The organism is Halopseudomonas sp., from assembly GCF_041579695.1.
Classification (GTDB): Bacteria; Pseudomonadota; Gammaproteobacteria; order Pseudomonadales; family Pseudomonadaceae; genus Halopseudomonas.
On record NZ_JBFGFI010000016.1, the window covers coordinates 11,927 to 32,552 of the forward strand.

The 20,626-nt window shown below is 60.7% G+C and carries 20 protein-coding genes and 1 pseudogene; 8 read left to right on the plus strand and 13 right to left on the minus strand.

What is annotated here, in order from left to right:
- Positions 1-90: 90 nt before the first annotated feature.
- The 4 genes from sbcB to ABYA88_RS05485 form a co-directional block, all read right to left on the minus strand.
- Positions 91-1,539, minus strand: coding sequence for an exodeoxyribonuclease I (gene sbcB, locus ABYA88_RS05470; RefSeq protein WP_373185961.1), 1,449 nt, complete (start codon positions 1,537-1,539; stop codon positions 91-93).
- 49 nt (positions 1,540-1,588) lie between these two features.
- Positions 1,589-1,969 carry a PilZ domain-containing protein gene (locus tag ABYA88_RS05475; protein WP_373185962.1) on the minus strand — a complete coding sequence of 127 codons (381 nt, stop codon included), beginning with the start codon at positions 1,967-1,969 and terminating at the stop codon, positions 1,589-1,591.
- Between the two features lies 1 nt (position 1,970).
- Positions 1,971-2,393, minus strand: a complete 423-nt coding sequence (locus ABYA88_RS05480; RefSeq protein ID WP_373185963.1) for a DUF4124 domain-containing protein — start codon at positions 2,391-2,393, stop codon at positions 1,971-1,973.
- A gap of 96 nt (positions 2,394-2,489) precedes the next feature.
- On the minus strand, positions 2,490-2,852 hold the full coding sequence (locus tag ABYA88_RS05485) for a tetratricopeptide repeat protein (protein WP_373185964.1): 363 nt from the start codon (positions 2,850-2,852) through the stop codon (positions 2,490-2,492).
- Between the two features lie 198 nt (positions 2,853-3,050).
- On the opposite strand from ABYA88_RS05485, the gene ABYA88_RS05490 reads away from it, so the two are divergent.
- Complete coding sequence (locus tag ABYA88_RS05490; RefSeq protein WP_373185965.1) at positions 3,051-3,989, plus strand: universal stress protein; 939 nt, start codon at positions 3,051-3,053, stop codon at positions 3,987-3,989.
- An 18-nt stretch (positions 3,990-4,007) separates the two neighbouring features.
- Here ABYA88_RS05490 and ABYA88_RS05495 read toward each other — a convergent pair whose 3' ends face one another.
- From ABYA88_RS05495 to edd, 3 genes are read right to left on the minus strand one after another with little or no spacing between them, the layout of a single operon-like run.
- Complete coding sequence (locus ABYA88_RS05495; RefSeq protein ID WP_373185966.1) at positions 4,008-4,649, minus strand: bifunctional 4-hydroxy-2-oxoglutarate aldolase/2-dehydro-3-deoxy-phosphogluconate aldolase; 642 nt, start codon at positions 4,647-4,649, stop codon at positions 4,008-4,010.
- 10 nt (positions 4,650-4,659) lie between these two features.
- A complete protein-coding gene (gene pgl, locus ABYA88_RS05500) occupies positions 4,660-5,373 on the minus strand; it encodes a 6-phosphogluconolactonase (RefSeq protein ID WP_373185967.1) in 714 nt (237 codons plus the stop codon).
- Positions 5,370-7,205: a phosphogluconate dehydratase gene (gene edd / locus ABYA88_RS05505; RefSeq protein WP_373185968.1), complete on the minus strand. Its 1,836-nt coding sequence runs from the start codon at positions 7,203-7,205 to the stop codon at positions 5,370-5,372. Before edd ends, pgl begins: the two co-directional genes overlap by 4 nt.
- A gap of 128 nt (positions 7,206-7,333) precedes the next feature.
- Here edd and pyk point away from each other — a divergent pair, with 128 nt between their 5' ends.
- Positions 7,334-8,785 (plus strand): pyruvate kinase, encoded by a 1,452-nt coding sequence (pyk, locus tag ABYA88_RS05510; RefSeq protein WP_373185969.1) that lies wholly within the window; start codon positions 7,334-7,336, stop codon positions 8,783-8,785.
- A gap of 364 nt (positions 8,786-9,149) precedes the next feature.
- Here pyk and ABYA88_RS05515 read toward each other — a convergent pair whose 3' ends face one another.
- Positions 9,150-10,670: a fumarate hydratase gene (locus ABYA88_RS05515; RefSeq protein WP_373185970.1), complete on the minus strand. Its 1,521-nt coding sequence runs from the start codon at positions 10,668-10,670 to the stop codon at positions 9,150-9,152.
- 314 nt (positions 10,671-10,984) lie between these two features.
- On the opposite strand from ABYA88_RS05515, the gene ABYA88_RS05520 reads away from it, so the two are divergent.
- Genes ABYA88_RS05520 through ABYA88_RS05530 form a run of 3 tightly spaced genes read left to right on the plus strand, consistent with a single transcriptional unit; the run spans position 10,985 to position 13,825 of the window.
- Positions 10,985-12,100 carry a GGDEF domain-containing protein gene (locus ABYA88_RS05520; RefSeq protein WP_373185971.1) on the plus strand — a complete coding sequence of 372 codons (1,116 nt, stop codon included), beginning with the start codon at positions 10,985-10,987 and terminating at the stop codon, positions 12,098-12,100.
- Positions 12,093-13,025, plus strand: a complete 933-nt coding sequence (locus tag ABYA88_RS05525; protein ID WP_373185972.1) for an iron-sulfur-binding ferredoxin reductase — start codon at positions 12,093-12,095, stop codon at positions 13,023-13,025. Before ABYA88_RS05520 ends, ABYA88_RS05525 begins: the two co-directional genes overlap by 8 nt.
- A 35-nt stretch (positions 13,026-13,060) precedes the next feature.
- Positions 13,061-13,825, plus strand: coding sequence for an enoyl-CoA hydratase (locus ABYA88_RS05530; protein WP_373185973.1), 765 nt, complete (start codon positions 13,061-13,063; stop codon positions 13,823-13,825).
- Between the two features lie 15 nt (positions 13,826-13,840).
- Here the strand turns inward: ABYA88_RS05530 and ABYA88_RS05535 are convergent, their stop codons facing one another.
- Together ABYA88_RS05535 and ABYA88_RS05540 are read right to left on the minus strand one after the other, a co-directional pair.
- Positions 13,841-15,001 carry a phosphatidylserine/phosphatidylglycerophosphate/cardiolipin synthase family protein gene (locus ABYA88_RS05535; protein ID WP_373185974.1) on the minus strand — a complete coding sequence of 387 codons (1,161 nt, stop codon included), beginning with the start codon at positions 14,999-15,001 and terminating at the stop codon, positions 13,841-13,843.
- Positions 15,002-15,014: 13 nt separating this feature from the next.
- On the minus strand, positions 15,015-15,797 hold the full coding sequence (locus ABYA88_RS05540; protein WP_373185975.1) for an MBL fold metallo-hydrolase: 783 nt from the start codon (positions 15,795-15,797) through the stop codon (positions 15,015-15,017).
- Between the two features lie 184 nt (positions 15,798-15,981).
- Between ABYA88_RS05540 and ABYA88_RS05545 the strand changes: the two genes are divergently transcribed.
- Together ABYA88_RS05545 and ABYA88_RS05550 are read left to right on the plus strand one after the other, a co-directional pair.
- Complete coding sequence (locus tag ABYA88_RS05545; RefSeq protein WP_373185976.1) at positions 15,982-16,755, plus strand: GNAT family N-acetyltransferase; 774 nt, start codon at positions 15,982-15,984, stop codon at positions 16,753-16,755.
- Positions 16,752-17,612: a lysophospholipid acyltransferase family protein gene (locus ABYA88_RS05550; protein ID WP_373185977.1), complete on the plus strand. Its 861-nt coding sequence runs from the start codon at positions 16,752-16,754 to the stop codon at positions 17,610-17,612. The genes ABYA88_RS05545 and ABYA88_RS05550 overlap by 4 nt, the downstream gene beginning before the upstream one ends.
- An 11-nt stretch (positions 17,613-17,623) precedes the next feature.
- Here the strand turns inward: ABYA88_RS05550 and ABYA88_RS05555 are convergent.
- Positions 17,624-18,118 (minus strand): annotated as a pseudogene (locus tag ABYA88_RS05555) (ACP phosphodiesterase); the annotation flags it as partial.
- Positions 18,118-19,014 carry a hypothetical protein gene (locus tag ABYA88_RS05560; protein ID WP_373185978.1) on the minus strand — a complete coding sequence of 299 codons (897 nt, stop codon included), beginning with the start codon at positions 19,012-19,014 and terminating at the stop codon, positions 18,118-18,120. The gene ABYA88_RS05560 and the pseudogene ABYA88_RS05555, both read right to left, overlap by 1 nt.
- A gap of 230 nt (positions 19,015-19,244) precedes the next feature.
- Between ABYA88_RS05560 and ABYA88_RS05565 the strand changes: the two genes are divergently transcribed.
- Complete coding sequence (locus ABYA88_RS05565; protein WP_373185979.1) at positions 19,245-19,598, plus strand: hypothetical protein; 354 nt, start codon at positions 19,245-19,247, stop codon at positions 19,596-19,598.
- On the opposite strand, the gene ABYA88_RS05570 is transcribed toward ABYA88_RS05565, so the two are convergent.
- Positions 19,557-20,585, minus strand: a complete 1,029-nt coding sequence (locus tag ABYA88_RS05570; protein WP_373185980.1) for an NAD-dependent epimerase/dehydratase family protein — start codon at positions 20,583-20,585, stop codon at positions 19,557-19,559. The two genes, ABYA88_RS05565 and ABYA88_RS05570, sit on opposite strands and share 42 nt — an antisense overlap.
- Between the last annotated feature and the right edge of the window lie 41 nt (positions 20,586-20,626).

Below are 20,626 nucleotides of genomic sequence, written 5' to 3' on the forward strand. Positions count from 1 at the left end.
CTAACAAGCGTAAAATAAAGCCCCGCGGGCAATCCGGCGGGGCTTTTTCATGTCTCATTCAATACCCGTATGCAGCAACCAATCTGGTCATCAGACCCCCTTCAGTCCCAGCTCAGCCGCACGCCCCACTGCATACTCCCTCCAGCGCCGAAGCAGCTCAGCCTGTGCTCCTTCGCGCCCGGACAACTCACTGTCAATCGCCCGCATGAAATCGGCCAGGGTGAGCGACGCACCCGGCAGTTCGCCCCCGAGCCGTTTGCGGCAATAATCCTGCCATTGCGCCTGCTCGGCAGCGCTGAGGCAGTCGGGAAAATTACGCGCGCGGTAGCGCGGCAGCATCTCTACCAGCCGCTGGTCGCGCAGTGGCCACTGAGTGGCCGCCAGCATACGGCCGTCTGCCTCGCGCACCATTGCCAACAGCCGGCGGTCGGCATCGCTGATGAAACCGTCATACAGCTGCGCCTCGGCATCATCCGAAGTCGGCACAGCGGCATTTTCGGGCTGGTATACCGCGTGCAGTTTTTCCACCCCGCCGTCTCGCCATGTGGCGAGACGTTTGGCGTTTTGCAGCAATGCGGGCATATCAAGACCCAGCCTGTCGATGTCTTCACCGCGCAGCACTTTCAAATCGGCGAGGAAGGGACATTTGTTGATATGCACCAGCTTCAGGCCGGGGCGCATCTGGCCTTCGGAGAGATCCTCGCGGCGCAGGTACAGACGCTCGCGCAGCTCCTGCACAGACAGGTCTGCGAGCAGATCAGGATCACTGGCCAGGTCGTAGACAACCAACGCGTTCTTGTTCTGCGGATGCCAGGCCAACGGCAATACCAAACCCAGACCCTGACGTTCGCGACCAAAACGGCCAGAGACGTGCACCAGTGGCCGGACCTCCTGCAAGTCAACAAGCGCCGACACCTGATGCTTGCTACGCAGACCAAGCAGATAGTCAAACAGACGTGGTTGCGCGGCGCGCAGCAGTCTGGCCATCGCAATGGTCGCACGGACGTCAGCCAGCGCGTCGTGCGCCTGGCCATGATCGATACCGTTGGCCGCAGTCAGCAGCTCAAGGCGCAGACTGGTAAAACCGTCCTGCTGCGGCCAGACAATGCCTTCAGGACGCAGTGCATGGGCTGCGCGAAGCCCGTCGAGCAGATCCCAACGGCTGTTTCCACTCTGCCACTCACGCGCATAGGGATCATGGAAATTGCGATACAGGGTAAAGCGCATCATCTCGTCGTCGTAGCGCAGGCTGTTGTAGCCGACACTGCAGGTGCCCGGCTCGGCCATCTGCTGGTGCAACCGATGAATGAATTCCGCCTCGGACAGGCCTGCCAGGGCCCGCTCGGGACCAATACCGGTGACCAGGCATGCCATCGGGTGCGGTAACACGTCAGCAGGCAGGCGGCAGTCAATGCACAGAGGCTCGCCGATCTCGTTCAGCTGTTCATCAGTGCGCACCCCGGCAACCTGCAGGGGGCGGTCCCGACGGGGATCAATGCCCGTGGCTTCGAAGTCGTACCAGTAGAAGGATTTGCTCATGCTGCCGCCCAGTCAGGTTCAAAGGCGCAGGGTAACGCAATGCCGCGCTTCAGGCATCCACAGGGTGCTGGAAGCTGAAATACCGCGTCAGTGAGCCGGCCAGTCCGGCGAATGCCTGCTGGTTATGCACTATGCTGAAGCCACTGTCATAGTGACCCGGGTTCTCATCAGGGCGGCACCAGTGACTCATGGCGGTAAAATCGAAAAACTCTACCGATCCGCCCGGACCGGGAAGCCTGAGTTGCAGCTCGTAGCAGCTGCCGAGCATGATCGGGAGATCGCTGATGAGCATCATGCCCTGGCGGGAAATATTGCCGAGATAACCCATGGGTCGGCCGGAATGGCGATTGAACACCCGCAGGTAACTGCTCAGTTGCTGCCGCTCTATACGGCGCTGCTCCTGCTGGACATTGCTACCCGGGTCAGACATGTCAACAGCGCTCTCTTTTCAATGTCTGCAATTTCATTTTCCGTTCCTCGACGCGCTCGGGACTGATTTCGACCTTTTTACCGCTACTATCTTCTTCGTACCAGTAAATACGCTTGTCGTAACGTGCCAATTCGTTGTTCAGACCGTCGCAGTAGGCCTGTTGCCGGGCCCGTTGCTCAGCTTGCTGCAGTTGTTCAGCTGCGCGCTCTTCGCCACGGACCTCCTGAAGGCGCCGCATGTTCGCCTCACGCTGACGTACCTGCTCGTCGCGCTGGATAACCTGTGGTTTCACCTCCACCTGCTGGGCGCCCTGGCGCGGACGTTCACTGAAATGCACCCGTCCCTGGGCATCTGTCCAGCGATAGATTTCAGCATGGGCGGTCGAAAAAAGCCCCAGCAGGGCAAGCAATATGATGGTCCGCATAATTCATCCATGATCAGGCGGCGGCGCAGCAGGCCGCAGGAAACGGCAGAATAGCCCAGTTTCAGCGAACTAAAAACCAGGCGCAGCGGCGACAGATCAAGGGGTCAGTTTCAGCTCGACATCGTAATGCCCGAGAAGCCGCAGTGTTTCAAGGCGCGCGCCGGCGCGATAGCTGTATTCGCTATGCGGATAGTGCCGTTGCAGATAGCGGTATATTTGCGCGGCATCGAGATACAGCGCCTGACGCTCGAGACACAGGCCCCGCAGAAGCGACACCTCGGGCTGATCCTGATGAGGCCGGAAGCGATTGCGACGCTCCGCGCTGGACAGATGGAGCATGACCGCGCTGCAGTCATCGCGCTGGTAGGCGCGGTATGCATTATTGATGTCCGCGTCGTGCCCCTGGGAAGCGCAACCGACAAGGGCAACTGAAAGGACGATAAGTGCGAGAGTTTTCATATCCATGCCAGTTTGTTCAGGTAACAGGTTATCGGCAACGCCGTTGCTTACTTGACCCATCCGGTCCATTTAACCGGGCGTGCATCCATGCAGTGCGGCATGTTGATCTGGGTCACTGTCGCCCTGTGCTTTTATGTTCTAGCCTTGAGGTTGAATCTTTGCGCTATTGGGCGTCCTGCAGAAGAAAGGAGCAAGCACATGAACATCACTCACATGCTGGTGGTAATCGACCCCACGAGCGAAGAGGAACAGCCCGATTTGCGCCGGGCCGCGAAGCTCGCGAGCAATTTTCCGCAGGCACGCCTTACGCTTTTTCTGTGCGACTACAATGCGGCGCTGGACGGCGGGATCTTGTTCGATACCCGCGGCCTGGAGCAGGCCCGGGAATCGTTGATTAGCCACCACGAAGAACGCCTGGAGAAACTTGCCAGGCCGTTACGTCAGGCGGGCCACAGCGTGAATGTGCAGGCAGTCTGGGGCAAGCGCCTGGATCGGCACATACTGCGGGCGGTAGAGGAACACAAGCCCGACCTGGTGCTCAAGACCACCCACCACCACAACCCGATCAAGCGGCTACTGCTGACCAATACCGACTGGCAGCTGATCCGCCACTGCGAGGTGCCGCTGTGGCTGGTCAAACGAGCAGATGAGCCACTCGCCGACATATGCGCCAGTGTCGACCCACTGCACGAAGCGGATAAACCCGCCGCGCTGGATCTGAAGCTGATCGCCGCCGCCCGCTCGCTGTCCGAGAGCGTGAACAGCCACATGCATCTGGTGCATTGCTATAACCCACTCCCGCGCACCCTCGCCTTCGATGCCAGCATCGTTGTCGACTACGACACCTATGCATCCGATGTGCGCAAGCGGCATGAGGAAGCGTTTGAAGAGCTGGCCAGCAGCAACGACGTCGCCGAGCCCTCGCGTCACCTGCTGTCGGGCTATCCGGAGGAAGCGATTCCCGAATTCGTCGAGAAGCGCGGAATCAATCTGCTGATCATGGGCGCCGTCTCGCGTTCGCGTCTGGATACCGCGCTGATCGGTCATACCGCCGAACGGTTGCTGGACGATTGCCCCTGCGATGTTATGATCATCAAGCCGACGGGCTTTGTCGATCCCAGCAAACCTGCCGACTGACGGCCGCTGCCTGACCAGTCAGAACAAGGCCGCGGATTCCTCGCCAAGGCGGCGAATCCCGGCCCAGTCACCCTGGCGAATCAATTCGCGCGGCGCCATCCAGGTACCGCCAACGCTCATTACATTGTTTAGTGCCAGATAGCCGGCGGCGCTGGCCTGTGTGATGCCCCCGGTCGGACAGAAACGCACGTCACCGAAAGGAGCCGCGAAGGCTTCGAGCAATTGCACTCCGCCGCAGGCCTGGGCCGGAAAAAGTTTGAAGCGGCGATAACCCAGGCGATAACCCGCAAGTATTTCCGAGGCCGTAGCGATACCGGGCAATAACGGGACCCGGCTGTCGAGACCCAGTTCAAGCAACTCGTCGGTGCACCCCGGTGTAACGATGAACTGCGCCTCTGCATCCACAACCGCCTGGAACTGCGCTGCGTCCAGCACGGTGCCAGCACCGACGCATAGCCCGGGCCGTTCCCGACGCAGCAGCTCTATCGCCGGCAATCCCATGGGGGTACGCAGGGTGATCTCGAACGTTTTAATTCCGCCTGCAGCGAGTGCATCGACCAGCGGCAGCACGTCCTGCATGTCCTCGATACTGATCACCGGCAACAGGCGCGAACGAGCGAATATGTCGTCGAGAATCCGTGTGCTTTCTGTCAGGGTCATATACTTTCCGTCAGCCATCAAAGTCACCGCTGTAAAAGATGTGCAGCGGTGGAGCCAGAAAAGCTGCCACCGGCATCATCTCGGAATCTGCAGAAAATGCCTCGCACAGGGTCCGATACTTATCGTCGCCGGAGATGGCCAGCAGTTGCAAGCGCGCCGACCGCAACGTAGCTGCGGTCAGTGTGACGCGTGGCGAGCCATCCGCTGCACGGACAGGCGCGCACAGCACCTGGCTGTCCCCCCGCAGGAGATCCCGCAGATTCTCCTGGCCAGCGAACAACGAAGCGCAGTGACCGTCAGCGCCCATGCCCAGCACCACGACATCCAGAGGTAGCCAGGAGGCAAGATCAAGCTCAGCCGCACGGGCGTCCCCGGCAGGAGAATCACCCCGAAACAAGGGTAGCAATGCTGTCCTTTCCAGGGCGCTGGGCAGGCATCGGCGCAGCATTCCGGCATTACTGTCGGGGTGGCTCACCGGCACCCAGCGTTCGTCAACCAGGGTGATAGCCACCCGCTCCCAGTCAAGCGGCAGCTGGTCCAGACAGCGCAAAAAAGGCTCAGGACTGCGCCCGCCGGATACTGCCAGCCGGGCAATGCCCCGCTCGCGTATCGCGCCGCGCAGCGCTTCGGCAACCTGTTCGGCCAGATTGACCGCCAGTTCCTCTGGGCTAGTGAGTGTGGTCAGTGCTAGGCCGCGCGCAGCTGCCAGCGTTTTAAGATTCAATGCTCCGGCGCTCCATCGGCCTCGCGCAGGCTGCTGGTAAAACAGCTTGCGCCCTGCTCCGCCGGGCTCGCCGCACCACGCATGAAGGCAAACAACTCCCGCCCCCAGCCGCGACGAACCGGGGCCTCGTGGAGCACCGGCTCGCGGGCGAGCCAGGCACTCGGCGCGACAGCCACTTCAAGCCGACCCGTATCCGCATCCAGGCTCACCATATCGCCGTCACGCAACCGAGACAGTGGCCCGCCGGCTGACGCCTCAGGGCAGACGTGAATGGCGGCCGGCACCTTGCCCGAGGCACCCGACATACGACCATCGGTAACCAGTGCCACCTTGAACCCCCGATCCTGCAAGACGCCCAGATAAGGCGTCAGCTTGTGCAGCTCCGGCATGCCATTGGCAGCCGGTCCCTGGAAGCGCACCACGGCCACCAGATCACGCTCCAGCTCACCGGCTTCAAAGGCCTGCACCAAGGCTTCCTGACTATGGAATATCCGGCATGGCGCACTGACCTTGCGGTGCTCGGGCGCTACTGCCGAGACCTTGATCACACCACGGCCAAGCCCACCATCAACCAGCCGCAACCCGCCGTCGGGGAAAAAGGGGTCGCGCCAACCGCGCAGGATGTCTCTGTCCAGAGTCTGGCCGGGGCCCTTACGCCAGACCAGATCCCCGTGTTCGAATATCGGCTCATCGGTATAGCGCCGCAAACCCTGTCCGGCAACCGTAGTCACATCCTCATGGAGCAGTCCGGCATCAAGTAACTGCGCAAACAGGAAAGCAGTACCACCCGCCGCCTGGAACTGATTGATATCGGCCTTTCCATTTGGATAAATGTGCGCCAGCGTGGGGACGATCTCGGACAGCGCCGACATATCTTCCCAACGCAGCTGCAGCCCGGCGCACTGTCCGATCGCCACCAGATGCAGAGTAAGATTAGTCGATCCGCCGGTCGCCAGAAGCAGGACCAGCGCATTGATCAGCGCTTTTTCGTCCAGAATCGAAGCCAGACTCCCCTGTCCCTCACGGGCCAGTTTAGCCGCGCGCTCTGCGGCATATACGGTCAGCGAATCGCGCAGCGGCGTACCCGGGTGCACGAACGAAGCGCCAGGCAGCTGCAGGCCCATGGCCTCAAGCAGAATCTGGTTGGTATTGGCAGTACCATAGAAGGTGCATGTTCCTGGGCCGTGGTAAGAGCCGCTCTCGACCTCCAGCAGCTCCTCGCGCGTCGCCTTGCCCTCGGCAAACTTCTGGCGAACCGCCGCTTTCTCCGAGTTCGCAATGCCCGATGTCATCGGCCCGGCAGGCACGAAGATCACCGGCAGATGCCCGAAACGCAGCGCGCCCATCAACAGGCCGGGTACTATCTTGTCGCATACGCCGAGACACAGCGCGGCATCGAACATGTTGTGCGACAGCGCGATCGCCGTCCCCATCGCAATCACATCCCGACTGGCCAGCGACAGTTCCATCCCCGGCTCGCCCTGGGTTACCCCGTCACACATCGCCGGCACCCCGCCGGCCACCTGACCGGTAGCACCGTAAGCGCGCAACGCCTGGCGGATCTGCTCGGGAAAGCTCTCATAGGGTTGATGGGCCGAGAGCATGTCGTTGTAGGCTGTGACAACCGCTACATTGACCTCGTCCATCATCCGCAGCCGGTCCTTGTCGGTCGGCCCGCACGCGGCCATGCCGTGCGCGAGATTGCCGCAGGACAGCTTACGCCGGCCTCGCGGCAGCGCAGCAGCCTCAGCCATCTGCCGCAGATAGGCCTGGCGCGTGGAGTGGCTGCGCTGACGCAGTCGTTCGGTAACCTCAAGCACACCCGGATGCATGTCATCCCCCTGAATCGAGCCTTACAGGGCCGCCGCAAGGCGACTTCAGCCTGTCATGGTACGCGCATATGTTCTATTGTAGTGCCCAAATACGAACCACATACCATCGATTTCCATAGGGATACACCATGACCCTGCGCCGCACCAAAATCGTCGCCACTCTGGGCCCCGCCAGCAGCACCCGCGAATGCATTGCTGCGCTGATTGACGCCGGCATGAACGTTGCTCGCATGAACTTCTCCCACGGCACCCATCAAGAGCACCGCGAGCGCGCCAGACTGGTACGCGAAATCGCCCGCGAAAAGGACGTTCACGTCGCCCTGCTGGGTGACCTGCAGGGGCCCAAGATCCGCATCGCGCGATTTACCGACAGCAAGATCTCGCTCGACCCGGGCGACCATTTCAGACTCTCGATCAGTCACCCGCTGGAAGCCGGCAACCAGGACGTGGTCGGCATAGATTATCCCGATCTGATCACCGATTGCCGAGCCGGCGACGAACTGCTGCTCGATGACGGCCGCGTTGTGCTGCGGGTCGACAGCGTCGGCAGGGACGAGGTGCGCTGCACCGTTCTCGTCGGCGGCCCACTGTCCAACCACAAGGGCATCAACCGCCGCGGCGGCGGTCTTTCAGCGGCTGCTCTCACCGACAAGGATCGCGTCGACATTACCCTGGCCGCCGAACTCGATATGGAATACGTCGCCGTCTCGTTTCCACGTGATGCGGCGGACATGCACCTTGCACGCAAGCTGCTCAAGGACTCCGAATCCCAGGCCTGGCTGGTTGCCAAGATAGAACGCGCAGAAGCCGTCGCCGACGAAGAGGCCCTGGATGGTCTGATCACCGCCAGCGACGCGGTAATGGTCGCCCGTGGTGACCTCGGAGTGGAAATAGGCGACGCTGAACTGGTGGGCATCCAGAAGCTCATCATCAGCCGCGCCCGCAAGCAGAACAAGGCCGTGATCACCGCCACCCAGATGATGGAATCGATGATCAGCAGCCCGCTGCCCACCCGCGCAGAAGTATCCGACGTCGCCAACGCCGCGCTCGACTACACCGACGCCGTGATGCTCTCTGCCGAAACGGCGGCAGGCTCCTATCCGGTCGAAGCAGTACAGGCCATGGACCGCGTCTGTCTGGGCGCCGAAAGGCAGGCGATCAGCAAGCAATCGGGACATCGCATGGGCCAGCAGTTCGAGCGCTGCGACGAAACCATTGCGCTTGCCGCAATGTACGCCGGCAATCACTTTCCCGGAGTAACTGCCGTCATCACCCTGACCGAAAGCGGCTACACGCCTCTAATCATGTCCCGCATCCGCTCGCACCTGCCCATATTCGCACTCTCCCCCAATTCCGCCACTCTCGGCCGCGTAGCCATGCTGCGCGGCGTCCAGGGCATCACCTTCAACCCAGCCGACATGCCCTCCAGCGACGTCAACCAACGGGCGGTAAGCCGTCTGCTGGAGCTCGGTCACGTAGCTCCCGGCGACTGGGTCATCCTTACCAAGGGCGATGTATACAACTCCCGCGGCGGCACCAACTCGATGAAACTGCTGATGGTCGGCGAGAGGTTGGTCTGAGGAAGTGATTTTTCGCTTTTGACCTTGGACAGCAAACCCCGCATCACTCCAAGGTCAAAATGGATTCCCGCCTTCGCGGGAATGACGAGGGTGAGGGTCGGTTGAGCGTACAGCCTGGCAGGGCGCAGAAAGTGTCTGAAACAGGTCGATAATTGCTCATGCATAATCGACACTTCCGCCACCCCTGCCGGTCGGGACTGCCTACAAGCCACCAGGGACGGATTCACAGCGACTTTCGGAACCCTGCCAGGCAGGGAGCGATAAGCCACGAACGCACCCCGAGCCAACCATAAACAACCACCCACAAAAAAGCCCCAGCTCCTATTCAGAACCGGGGCCTTTCAGACTACAACCTACAGCAGTATCAGATCTCGACCGCCAGACTATCCGCAATCTTCTTCTGCCAGATCGCCGGCCCGGTGATGTGTACCGACTCACCCTTGGTATCCACCGCCACAGTCACCGGCATATCCTTGACCTCGAACTCGTAGATAGCCTCCATACCCATTTCCGGGAACGCCAGCACCTCCGCCTTCTTGATTGCCTGGGCGACCAGATAAGCCGCACCGCCAACCGCCATCAGATAGACCGCCTTGTAATCCTTGATCGCCTCGATCGCAATCGGACCACGCTCGGACTTGCCAATCATGCCCAGCAGACCGGTCTGATCCAGAATCTGGCGGGTGAACTTGTCCATGCGGGTAGCCGTCGTCGGGCCAGCCGGCCCCACCACCTCCTCGCGCACCGGATCAACCGGCCCCACGTAGTAGATGAAGCGCCCCTTCAGATCGACCGGCAGTTCCTCGCCCTTGTTCAGCATTTCCACCATGCGCTTGTGCGCCGCATCGCGCCCAGTCAGCATCTTGCCGGACAACAGGACGGTTTCACCGGTCTTCCAGTCGAGCACATCTTCCGGCGTCAGTGTGTCCAGGTTGACCCGGCGCACACCGGTGCCCACTTCCCAGGTGATATCCGGATAGGCATCCATCGGCGGCGCCTCGAGCACCGCTGGGCCACTGCCATCGAGCACAAAATGCGCGTGACGGGTTGCCGCGCAGTTGGGGATCATGCACACCGGCAGACTGGCCGCGTGGGTCGGATAATCCTTGATCTTGATATCCAGCACTGTAGTCAGACCGCCCAGACCCTGGGCACCGATGCCCAGCGCATTGACCTTGTCCATGATCTCCAGACGCAACTCCTCGACCCGATTTTGCGGACCGCGCTTGCGCAGCTCGTGGATATCGATGGAATCCATCAATGATTCCTTGGCCAGCACAGCCGCTTTTTCCGCTGTACCGCCAATACCAATACCCAGCATACCCGGCGGACACCAGCCCGCACCCATGGTGGGAACCGTCTTCACCACCCAGTCGACAATCGAATCTGAGGGGTTGAGCATGACCATCTTCGACTTGTTCTCGGAGCCGCCGCCCTTCGCCGCCACGTGGAATTCAACCGTATCGCCGGGGACCATCTGGTAGTGGATGACCGCGGGCGTATTGTCCTTGGTATTGGTACGCTTGCCCGCAGGATCAGCAAGGATCGACGCGCGCAGCACATTCTCCGGCAGATTGTAGGCCCGGCGAACGCCCTCATTGATCATGTCATCCAGACCCATGGTTGCATCGTCCCAGCGTACACTCATGCCGACCTTGACGAATACCGTGACAATCCCGGTATCTTGGCAGATGGGCCGGTGGCCGGTGGCGCACATGCGCGAATTGATCAGAATCTGTGCCATCGCATCGCGGGCAGCCGGCGATTCTTCGCGCAGATAAGCCTCGTGCACAGCCTGAATGAAATCTACCGGGTGGTAGTAGGAGATGTACTGCAGTGCATCAGCTACGCTCTGGATCAGGTCACTCTGCTTGATTGCGGCCATGCTGGGCTGGCTCCTCTTCTAGGCGGATAGCAATGCGCCAGATTCATGAAAATCATGAACGATAGTGGCAGCGCTGCAAGTTTCACGGATGGCACCGGACAGGTTCAGACATAGACTCGTCCGTCATGGCGACCGTGGCTAATCGGGTGCAAAATTATACCCGAGCAAGGGCAAAGGAGTAATCTCCTGTGAACACTTCGCGCAATAAGCCTCACCGGCCTGTTCAAATCGCCGCGTCAGGTCTACAGTACCGTTTAGCATCAAAGCGCCACCATACAAGAATGCCAGAATAACCAACGGACGGCGTAACGGACATGGACAGCAATGTTGCCAAATTCCAGACCCTGCGACTGCAGCGGTTTTATCTTGCCCAGCTCAACTATGCGATCACCTATGCAGTCATTGGCGCAGCGTGGCTCGTCGGACAATACAACGCCAGTGGCGCGATGGCTGCGAGCCATGTGATGCTCGGCGTTACCTTGCAGGCTATTCTCTTCGGCATGTTCAAAAGTGGACTTAACCTGCGGTTCAGAGACCCGAGCCTGACAAGCCCGCAGATCGTCATCGCGATGCTGCTGCTCACTTATCTGCTGGCCTTCAGCGGAGAGTTTCGCGGCAGTCTGATCATGGTGTACCCGCTTATTCTGATGTTCGGGGTCTTCCAGCTTTCACGCCGCGCCTTCCTGGGCCATGCCAGCCTTGCGCTGATCTTGTACGGAGCCCTGATTTTCTTCAACACACTTCAGCAAACCAGCACCAAAGCGCTTTCAGTGCATTTTCTGGAATGGTTCATGCTTGCCTGTTTTACCGGATGGCTGAGTTTTTTCTGCAGTTATATCCGCGAGTTGCGAGCGCGCCTGCAGCGTCGGCACAACGTACTGCAGACCCACCAGACAACGCTCAGGGACATGATGGGGCAGTTGCAGAGTCTGGCCGATACGGACAGCCTGACCGGACTGGCCAACCGCCGCTACTTCCTCAGCGAGGCGCAGCGCCGGATCACTCTGCTCACGCCCGGCCGCAAAGTCGGAATTGCATTGATTGACCTGGACAACTTCAAGAAAATAAATGACGTGTATGGTCACGCTACCGGCGACGAGGTCCTGAAAGGCTTCGCCGAAGTGGCCCGGCAGAATCTGCGCGACGGGGACATGGTCGCTCGCTTTGGCGGTGAGGAATTTGTCGTGATGCTCAACAATGCCGACCTGGCCGCGCTGCATCAGTGCATCGAGCGGATTCGTAGCTGTTTTGCCCAGACCTGCTTCAAGTGCGCAGGCAAAGAGCTATATTGCACCCTGTCGGCCGGTTTGAATCTGGTCGGCCAGGAAGAGAACCTGGAAAAACGGCTGAATCAGGCTGACGAAGCACTGTACCGCGCCAAGGGTACTGGCCGTAACCGTTGCGAGGTGTATCAAGAGGCTTATGCCTGAGATTCGGGTCGACGATATCTGCATACAGGGAGGCAGCGGCGAGAATCTGCTCGATGTACTGCTCGCAGCTGGTCAGAAAGTACCCTGGTCGTGCCGCGCAGGACATTGTCAGACTTGCCTGGTTCAGGCCCTGGAGGGCCAACCACCAGAGCAGGCCGTTGCAGGCCTGAATCCGCAACAGCGCGAGACAGGCTGGTTACTCGCCTGCCAGTGCCCCATTGAGCAGGATATGCGCCTTAAGCTGCATGATCCCGCACGGGACGGCCTTGGCGCCAGGATCGTCGACCTGCACTTCCCCACAGAGACCGTTCTCATCCTGCGAATCAGGCCGGATAGGCCGGTACGCTTCCAGCCGGGGCAGCATGCTGTTATCTGGCTGGACTCCGAACTCGGCCGGCCATATTCCATCGCCAGCCAGCCCGGCGAAAGCGAACTGACCTTCCACCTGAAGATTCACCGCGCCGGCGCCTTTTCCAACCGGATTGTATCTCTGGCGCCTGGCGACAGACTTTATCTAGGCCAGCCCGGCGGCCACTTTCACTATGATCCCGACTGGCAGGACAAGCCCCTGTTGCTGCTAGCTCGTGGCACGGGGCTCGCGCCGCTGCAGGCCATTGCAAGACACGCGCTCGCGCAGGGCCACCAGGCGCCGATACAGCTGTATCACTGGCACGACGAGCAAGGCTGCTATCTGAAAAAGGAGCTCCGTGAGCTGGCTTCCGGCCACCCTGATCTGACCCTGCGTCTGCGCCCCGAGACCGAACTGGCGGCAGATTTGACGCAACTGCGACTTGCCTCGCGCTCGACACTGGCGCTAGTCTGCGGCCCACCCGTATTTGTCGAACAACTGCGCAAGCCATTATTCATGGCTGGCCTGCCGGGCCGCCAGATCATCGACGAAGCCTTTCTCAGCCGCCAGGGGTAATTGCCGCCGGCGGTCTCGAACTCCAGGAGCCTGAAATGAGCGAACATCTGCTAATCGACCGTAGTGAAGCTGTACTGACGCTGAGCATGCACCGTCCGGACAAGAAGAACGCCCTGACGCGTGATATGTACAGCGCGATGGCCGAGGCAATCAATGCGGCGCAGACCGACGACGGCCTGCGCGCGGTGATTATCCAGGGCGATGAAAACTGCTTCACCAGCGGCAACGACGTCGCCGACTTCATTGATGTACCGCCGGCAGGCAGCAATAGCCCGGTTTATCAGTTTCTCAAAGCCATCTGTCATGCCTCCAAGCCCCTGATCGCCGCGGTCAACGGCCCTGCGGTAGGCGTCGGCACGACCATGCTGCTGCATTGCGACCTGGTCTATGTGGCCGAAGACGCCAAATTGAAAATGCCCTTCGTCAATCTCGGGTTATGCCCGGAGGCCGGATCCAGCTTTCTGTTACCCCGCCTGCTCGGACATCTGCGGGCCGCCGAGCTGTTGCTGCTCGGCGAAACCATCAGCGGCAAACGGGCCGCCGAAATCGGCCTGGCCAACCATGCGCTGCCTGCCGGCTCCGCGGTCCACCAGGCAGCGCGCGACGCAGCACTGCGCATCGCCCAGCTTCCACCGGGTTCTATCCGGCTCAGTAAGCAATTGCTCAAGCAGGGGGTGACCCAGGTAGCCGATGAGGTAATGGATCGCGAGGGGGAGTACTTTGCCGACCTGCTCAAGGGGCCCGAGGCAAAGGAAGCGCTGAGTGCTTTCATGCAGAAGCGCAAGCCCAATTTCGCCTGAAACGCGCATGACGGATCAGCGCTTGATGTTGAACCACATGGTCACCCAGCGGTTTATCTGCCCCCACATACGGATTTTCAATCGGTGACTCAGCGGCAGACCCCGCCAGGCTTCCAACGTCCATTCATTACTGCGGGCAAAATCAGCCTCGAAGGTTTCCTGCACGCTCGCGCTAAGCGGCAAGTCGATGACGTGCTGATTGGCTTCGAGGTTCCAGTGCAGGGACCAATGATCGAAATTACAGGACCCCAGCGATACCCAGTCATCGACCAGCGCCGATTTGAGATGGAGGAAGCGTGGCTGGTATTCGAAGATGCGTATTCCAGCCCTGAGCAGGCGGCTGTAGTATCTTTGGCCGGCGTAGCGCACCGGCGGGTGGTCCATGATCTGGCCACACAGCAGCAACCGCACGTCGACACCACGCCGCGCCGCCTGCTGCAAGGCCCGGCGGACCCGCCAGGCCGGGAGAAAGTAGGGCGTGGCCAGCCATACCCTTTTTTCGGCGCCTTGTATCCGGGCCAGCAGGGCCTGCAAGACCTCATTGCTGAAACGTGAATCCAGATGGGCGACCCGAGCCCAGCCGTGAGCCCCCGATGGAGCAGGGGGCAGTCTCTCCTTGCGCTCACCCAACCGGGGTCCGGCTTTGCGCGGACCATCGGCCCGCTGCCACTGACGATCGAACAAGGCTTGCCAGTCGACGGCCACAGGGCCAGTGATCGCCAGCATCTGGTCATGCCAGAGCGTCCGCCCGTCCTCACTGGGCAAACAGAACTCATCGGACAGGCCAAAGCCGCCAGTCATCGCCAGCCGGTTATCAAACACCAGAATCTTGCGGTGATCGCGGTGGAGGTTACGCAGGCCGCGCCGCCATCTCAGCGGATTGTAGATGCGCAGCTCCACCCCACCCTCGCGCAGTTGCTCGCGCTCTGCTTCGACGAGCTCCCTGCAGCCAACATCGTCGAACAGACAGCGCACCCTGACCCCACGGCGAACAGCCGCCAGCAATGCTTCTACCGTGATCGCAGTCGCCTCTCCGGACTCCACCAGATACATCTCGATATCGATGGTGCTGCTCGCCTGCGCTATTGCTTCCAGTATCTTCGGAAAGAAATGCTCCCCATCTACCGCGAGCTCGAATGTGTTGTCTTGTCGCCAGGGGTAAATGGGTACCGTCATGTCCTGCCTCTAGTCATGGAACGCGATAATCGTCCTGGTCCAGCAGATCGAGGCCGCATTGCAGCTGGCTGATCCAGTCCAGGAATGCCTCAATCATAGCAGGCCCGACAAACGGACGACCGTGCTGCGGCACTATCATCGCAGGCTTGAGCGTGCGGATCATGTTTGCCCATAACCGACAGGCCTTGTTGCCCGCCATATAGCGGCGGTTAAAACCTTCCATGCTGGGTATGTGCGCGCGGAAGTCCTCCACCGGCTCGGCGTCGTCGACCATGGATGCGCCCATGTCACCGGAGAACAGGATCCCGCTGACCGGATCAAAGAACTGCAGATTGCCCACCGAGTGCAGAAAATGCGCCGGCAGAATCTTGATCACCGTCTCACCCAGGGCCAGATTCTGTCCACGGCCAGGTACCGCGATCATTCTCTCCGTGGTGCTGGCTCCCTGGCCACGTGTCAGAAAACCCGCCGACAGGTGAGGCAGAAAACGAGCCCAAAGCTTGGAGCAGACTACCTGGCAACGGGTATGCAGAAACCACTTGTCCAGGGACGCTATGATGTCCGGGTCCTGATGGGAGGCAAATACATAGGTCAGATCGCGCAGCGGGATATGGCGGCTGACCGCCATGGAAAGCGGCATATAAGTCAGATCACCACCGGGGTCGAGCAGTGCGTGCTGATCATGATCGATTATTAGAAATTGATTGGATTGCACCCCGTCGCCGGTTACCAGCTGATCGAAGCACAACACCTTGTGCGGACCATTGTCGAATAGAACCCTGCCTGAATTGTTCACGGTTTATACCTCAACGCTAGAAAGTGCCCGCCTTTATAAAAGAGGTCGACCGTCCGGGTACTGACTTGCATCAACCCGGCGAATGCCTGTCATGCAATCGCCATCCGCCGTTCACATCACTGACACCACGCTGCCATAGCCTCGATCAGGAAATAACCAGAGGCTGACCCGACGGAGGTGCCTGATGTCCAATACCGCGTATGCCACCGAACTGTCCCCTGCAAACCATCTGAGTGTTGAGCTGGTGCAGGACCCGAAAATGCTTGAAGCGGCGCAGGCCTTGCGCTTTCAGGTCTTTAGCGAAGAGTGCGGAGCCAAACTGGCCGATGCCGGCAGCCGCCTGGATCAGGATGCGTTCGACCTGCATTGCGAACATCTGATTGTGCGCGACCAGAACAGCGGCGAAGTGGTCGCCACTACCCGGTTGCTCGACAGCAAGGGAGCACAACGGGCGGGCGGCTTTTACAGCGAAAGCGAATTCCAGCTGATTGGTCTGCCGCAACTGCGCGGCGGAATTCTGGAAATCGGTCGTACCTGCGTACATAGCCGTTACCGCAATGGTGCGACCATTTCCGTCCTGTGGTCCGGCCTGGCGCAACTGATGAATGAACGTCGCTACGAGTACCTGATGGGCTGTGCCAGCGTAAGCATGGCCGATGGCGGCGTGCAGGTGCAGGCGGTCATGCAGCGGTTGAGAGGGCGCTATCTCAGCCGTGAATGGCTTAATGCAATCCCGCGGCTGCCGCTACCGGAAATGGATCTGCCGGATAACGTGACCGCGCAGATGCCGCCCCTGCTCAAGGCCTACATGCGGCTGGGCGCGAAGATCTGTGGCGAGCCCTGCTGGGACCCGCAATTCAACGTGGCCGATGTGTTCATTCTGCTGCGCCGCGAGCAGTTGTGCCCACGCTACGCCCGCCACTTCAAGGCAGGAGAGCAGACGGGGTCCGCCCGATGAGCGCTGTGATGGCGGCCTGGCGAAGGCTCTGGCGTATCCCGCTGGTGGTCATCTGGCTGCTGGTCGGATTACTGCTGAGCGCTGGTGTCGCTGTCGGGAGCAGGATCGCCGCGGACCAGACCCAACGCTGCAGAAACCGTCTGACTCGCCTATGGATGCGGGGCTTGATCGGCCTGTTGCCGTTGCGTATTCATCGTCATGGGCGGCCCGCGAGGCAGACCGCTCTGTTGGTCAGCAATCACGTATCATGGCTGGATATTGTTGCCATCGGCGCCCAGGCACCGGTGCATTTCCTCTCCAAGGCCGAGGTGCGCCAGTGGCCGGTGATCGGCTGGCTTGCCAATGCGGCAGGTACCCGCTTCATCCAGCGCGGCAAAGCCACCGGCGAGACGCTGCATAGCCACCTGCGTAATGCGTTGCAGCAGGGTGAGAGTCTGGTGATCTTCGCTGAAGGCACCACGACCGCTGGAGATCGGGTGCGCGCCTTTCATGGCCGACTGATGAGCTGCGCCATCGAATCGAATACGCCGGTGCAACCGGTTGCGATTGCCTACCGACGCGACGGCCAGCGTGATCTGCTGGCCCCTTTCATCGACGATGACGAGTTTTCTCGGCACCTGCTGCGCCTGCTCGGCAGCCCGGCAATCGACGTCGACGTGCATTTTCTGCCGCCGGTGCACTGCCAATCATATAATCGCAACCAGCTGGCCCGGGAGGTTCAGGGTGCGGTGGTTCAGGCGCTGGGGCTGGCCGAGACCGGAGTTGCCGCCGGGGCTCCGAGAGCCAGGTCCTGCGAGCGGGCGAACGCGATAACCTGTGGCATGAACGCGAGAAAATCGGCCTCGAACCCGGCATAGTCGCGTTCGAGTTCGTGGGCGGATCCCGGCAGCGGGTTGGCTCGGCGCACTCTAAGCGCAATATTGTCCAGCGCCCGGTGCATCACCGCCATCCGCGCATAGCTGCCCAGCCAGTCGTGCTCGGCCATACGCGAGATGACGGGCCAGGCGTTAGCCGGAATTATCGAGCGCTGGGCCAGTAGCTGAGCGTACATCTGCGCAGTAAACTCATTGATCGGCTGATCTGCAAATCGATCCCAGTGCCGGGCCAGCAGATGGTCATAGAACATATCGATCATGATCCCGGCGTAACGCCGGCGCTCGGAACTAACCCTGGTCCGGCTGGTGGCAACCAGTGAATGCGCGTCAGTGAAACTGTCGATCCGCCGATGCAACCATATTCCCTGGCGCACGCCTTCGGGTAGCTCAAGCTTGTTGACCGGCCCGCGAACGAAATCGCCGAGCAGACTGCCCAGCGCCTGCTCGGGATCGCGGGGGCCGAGAAACAGATGCGCCAGGAAGTTCATCAGGACCGCGCGAGCTGTTGCTGCAGATTGGCTATCTGCTCCTTCAGCGTAACGATGGTGCGATTGACCTGCTGGCGGAAGGCATCGATCGACTGCAGCGCCTCCTGCGTGTAGTCGTGGCGCTCCTCCATTTCCGTACGCAGTACCAGCAGCTCACGCTCGATGTCCGCTCCGGAGCTCGCTTCGGTCAGCGTCTCTACACGCCGGGTCAGGGATGTTGTGGCCTCCGCCTGGGCGCTCAACCGGCTCTCCAGCTCAGTCAAGCGTGCCAGGCTCTCGTTCAGGCCGGACACCCGGCTGGCCAGACCTTCGATCGCTGCTGCATTGTCGGCGGCCTGGGCCTCGGCCGTTGTGATCCTGCCTGCCTGCGCAGCCACCAGCTCGGCCAGTTCGCCGGTCTGGGCAGTCAGTGTCTGCTGGTTCTCGCGCTGGACCTGGAGTGCATTGGCCAGATCCTCGTCAACGGCATTGGCAGACTCGATCGCGCGGCGCTGGGCTTCTACCCTCTCGGCGAGTTCGGTCAGTTGTCTCTGCATTCCCTCAAGCCGAGTCTGGCGGGTCTGCTCCGCCACCGACATGGATGACTCGGTGGCACTGAGCTTGCCGGTAACATCCTGGATTCGCCCCGCCGCCTCTTCACTGATGCGAGCGAAACTGTTCTGCGTGGCGACCAGCTGCTGCTGCAACTGAGCCTGTTGCTGATGACTCCAGTAGCCGAAACCCAGCAAGGCCAGGGTCAGGGCTCCGCACAGTGCCCACAGTGCACCATTTCCGGAATCACGCGCCTCCATGCGCACCGGTGTGCGGATATGCTCGACATCGTTTCTTTCCTGCAGGTCGGCATCATCGGTTGCCCGGAAACCACTCAGGCCTTGATCCGGATTACGTCGTTTCATCTAGTACCTCTTGGTAAATAAGCCGGCAGACCCGAAACCCTGCGCCGAAGCGGTGCAGTGCGCCCCATACGGATGCAGCAAAAAGCCGGCATGGGCAAGCTGCGCCAACCTGTACGGTCCGCAGTCCCCGTGATTGCGGTCACCTGTCGTATTGGTACGTATTCTGCTTGTTTAGTGCCTGCTTGGCTAGAATCCCGGTATGTGCCTGGATCATCCGCGGGGGGAGCAGCATGTTCACTGAAGCGCAATTCAACCGGTCTACGCTGGAATGCATGACTGTACTGCGTCGACGCCTGAAACAGGATCTGGGGGTAACCATCCGGCTCAGCGAAGAGGGAGCTGCCGAGCAGATGATCCGTCTGAGCGCAACCAGCACAGAGAATGACATCCGCGAACTGGGTCAGCGCCTGTCGGACATGATTACGGTAACACCGGAACCGGACCAGCAGGCTGCGTTCGGCCAGGGCGCGATAGCGTCTCGGCAACGGCGGATGCAGGAAATAACTCCGCGCGAAACAGCCCCGGCCCTGACCGGGGCCCCTTCAGCTGTGCGTATCTACCGCGGGCAAGTGGTCCGCCAGTGAGGGCATGCCCGCCTGCCACCAGCTGGCAAAATTCTCGATACCCTGATCTATCGAAACCCGCGGCTGGTAGCCGAGCTGGTCCCGCGCGGCACTTATATCAAGATTGAAGTCACGCGCCATCACCGCCATGCCCAGGCGCAGCATTGCCGGCTCTGGCTGGCCAGGAGTGAGGCGCGCCCTGGTCTCGGCCAGGGCTGCCATTGCATACGCCAGGGGATAGGCGATATGCCGGTGCAATTCGGGCAGGCCCAGACGCTGGAGCAACTGGTTGAATTTCTCCCAGAACAATACCGGCTGGCCATTGCTGATGTTGTAAGCGCGCCCCAGCGCCGAATCAGGCGCTGCGAGGGCTTTGTGCATGGCCAGGTTGAGATTCTCCACCGGCGTCAGATCCACACGATTGCTACCATCGCCGATGATCCGCAGGCGGCCGCTCTGGTGGGCGCGCAGCAGGCGCGGAAAAATCGATGTGTCGCCCGCGCCAATAACGAACCGCGGGCGCAGGGCAATGACCTCGAGACCCGCCTGTCCCGCGGCGAACACCTTTTGATCCGCCAGATGCTTGGTTGCGCCGTAGTGATCGAAGAAGCGCCGCGGCAGGAAATCTTCGGTCACATCATGATGGCTCTTGCCGTCAAAATAGATCGAGGGTGACGACAGGTGCACCAGGCGGCGGGTGCCGTTACTGCCCGCAGCGGCAAGCACATTCTCGGTCGCCCGCACGTTTGCATCGTGAAAATGCCGATAACTGCCCCAGGTCCCAACCGCACCCGCGCAATGAACTATCGCCTCGCAATCGCGGCTTGCGCGCCGGGTGAAGTCCGCATCCAGAAGATCACCGGACAGGCATTCGGCACCCCTGCTGGCAAGCCAGTGCATGGCCTGTGTGTTGCGACCACAGCAGCGTACTTCCAGCCCTCTGGACAACGCATCAGCTGCAAACCGCCCACCAATGAAGCCGCTCGCGCCGGTAATCAGAATGCGCATGGTGCAATCCTTTTCAATTGTTATTGTCGACACATAGTACA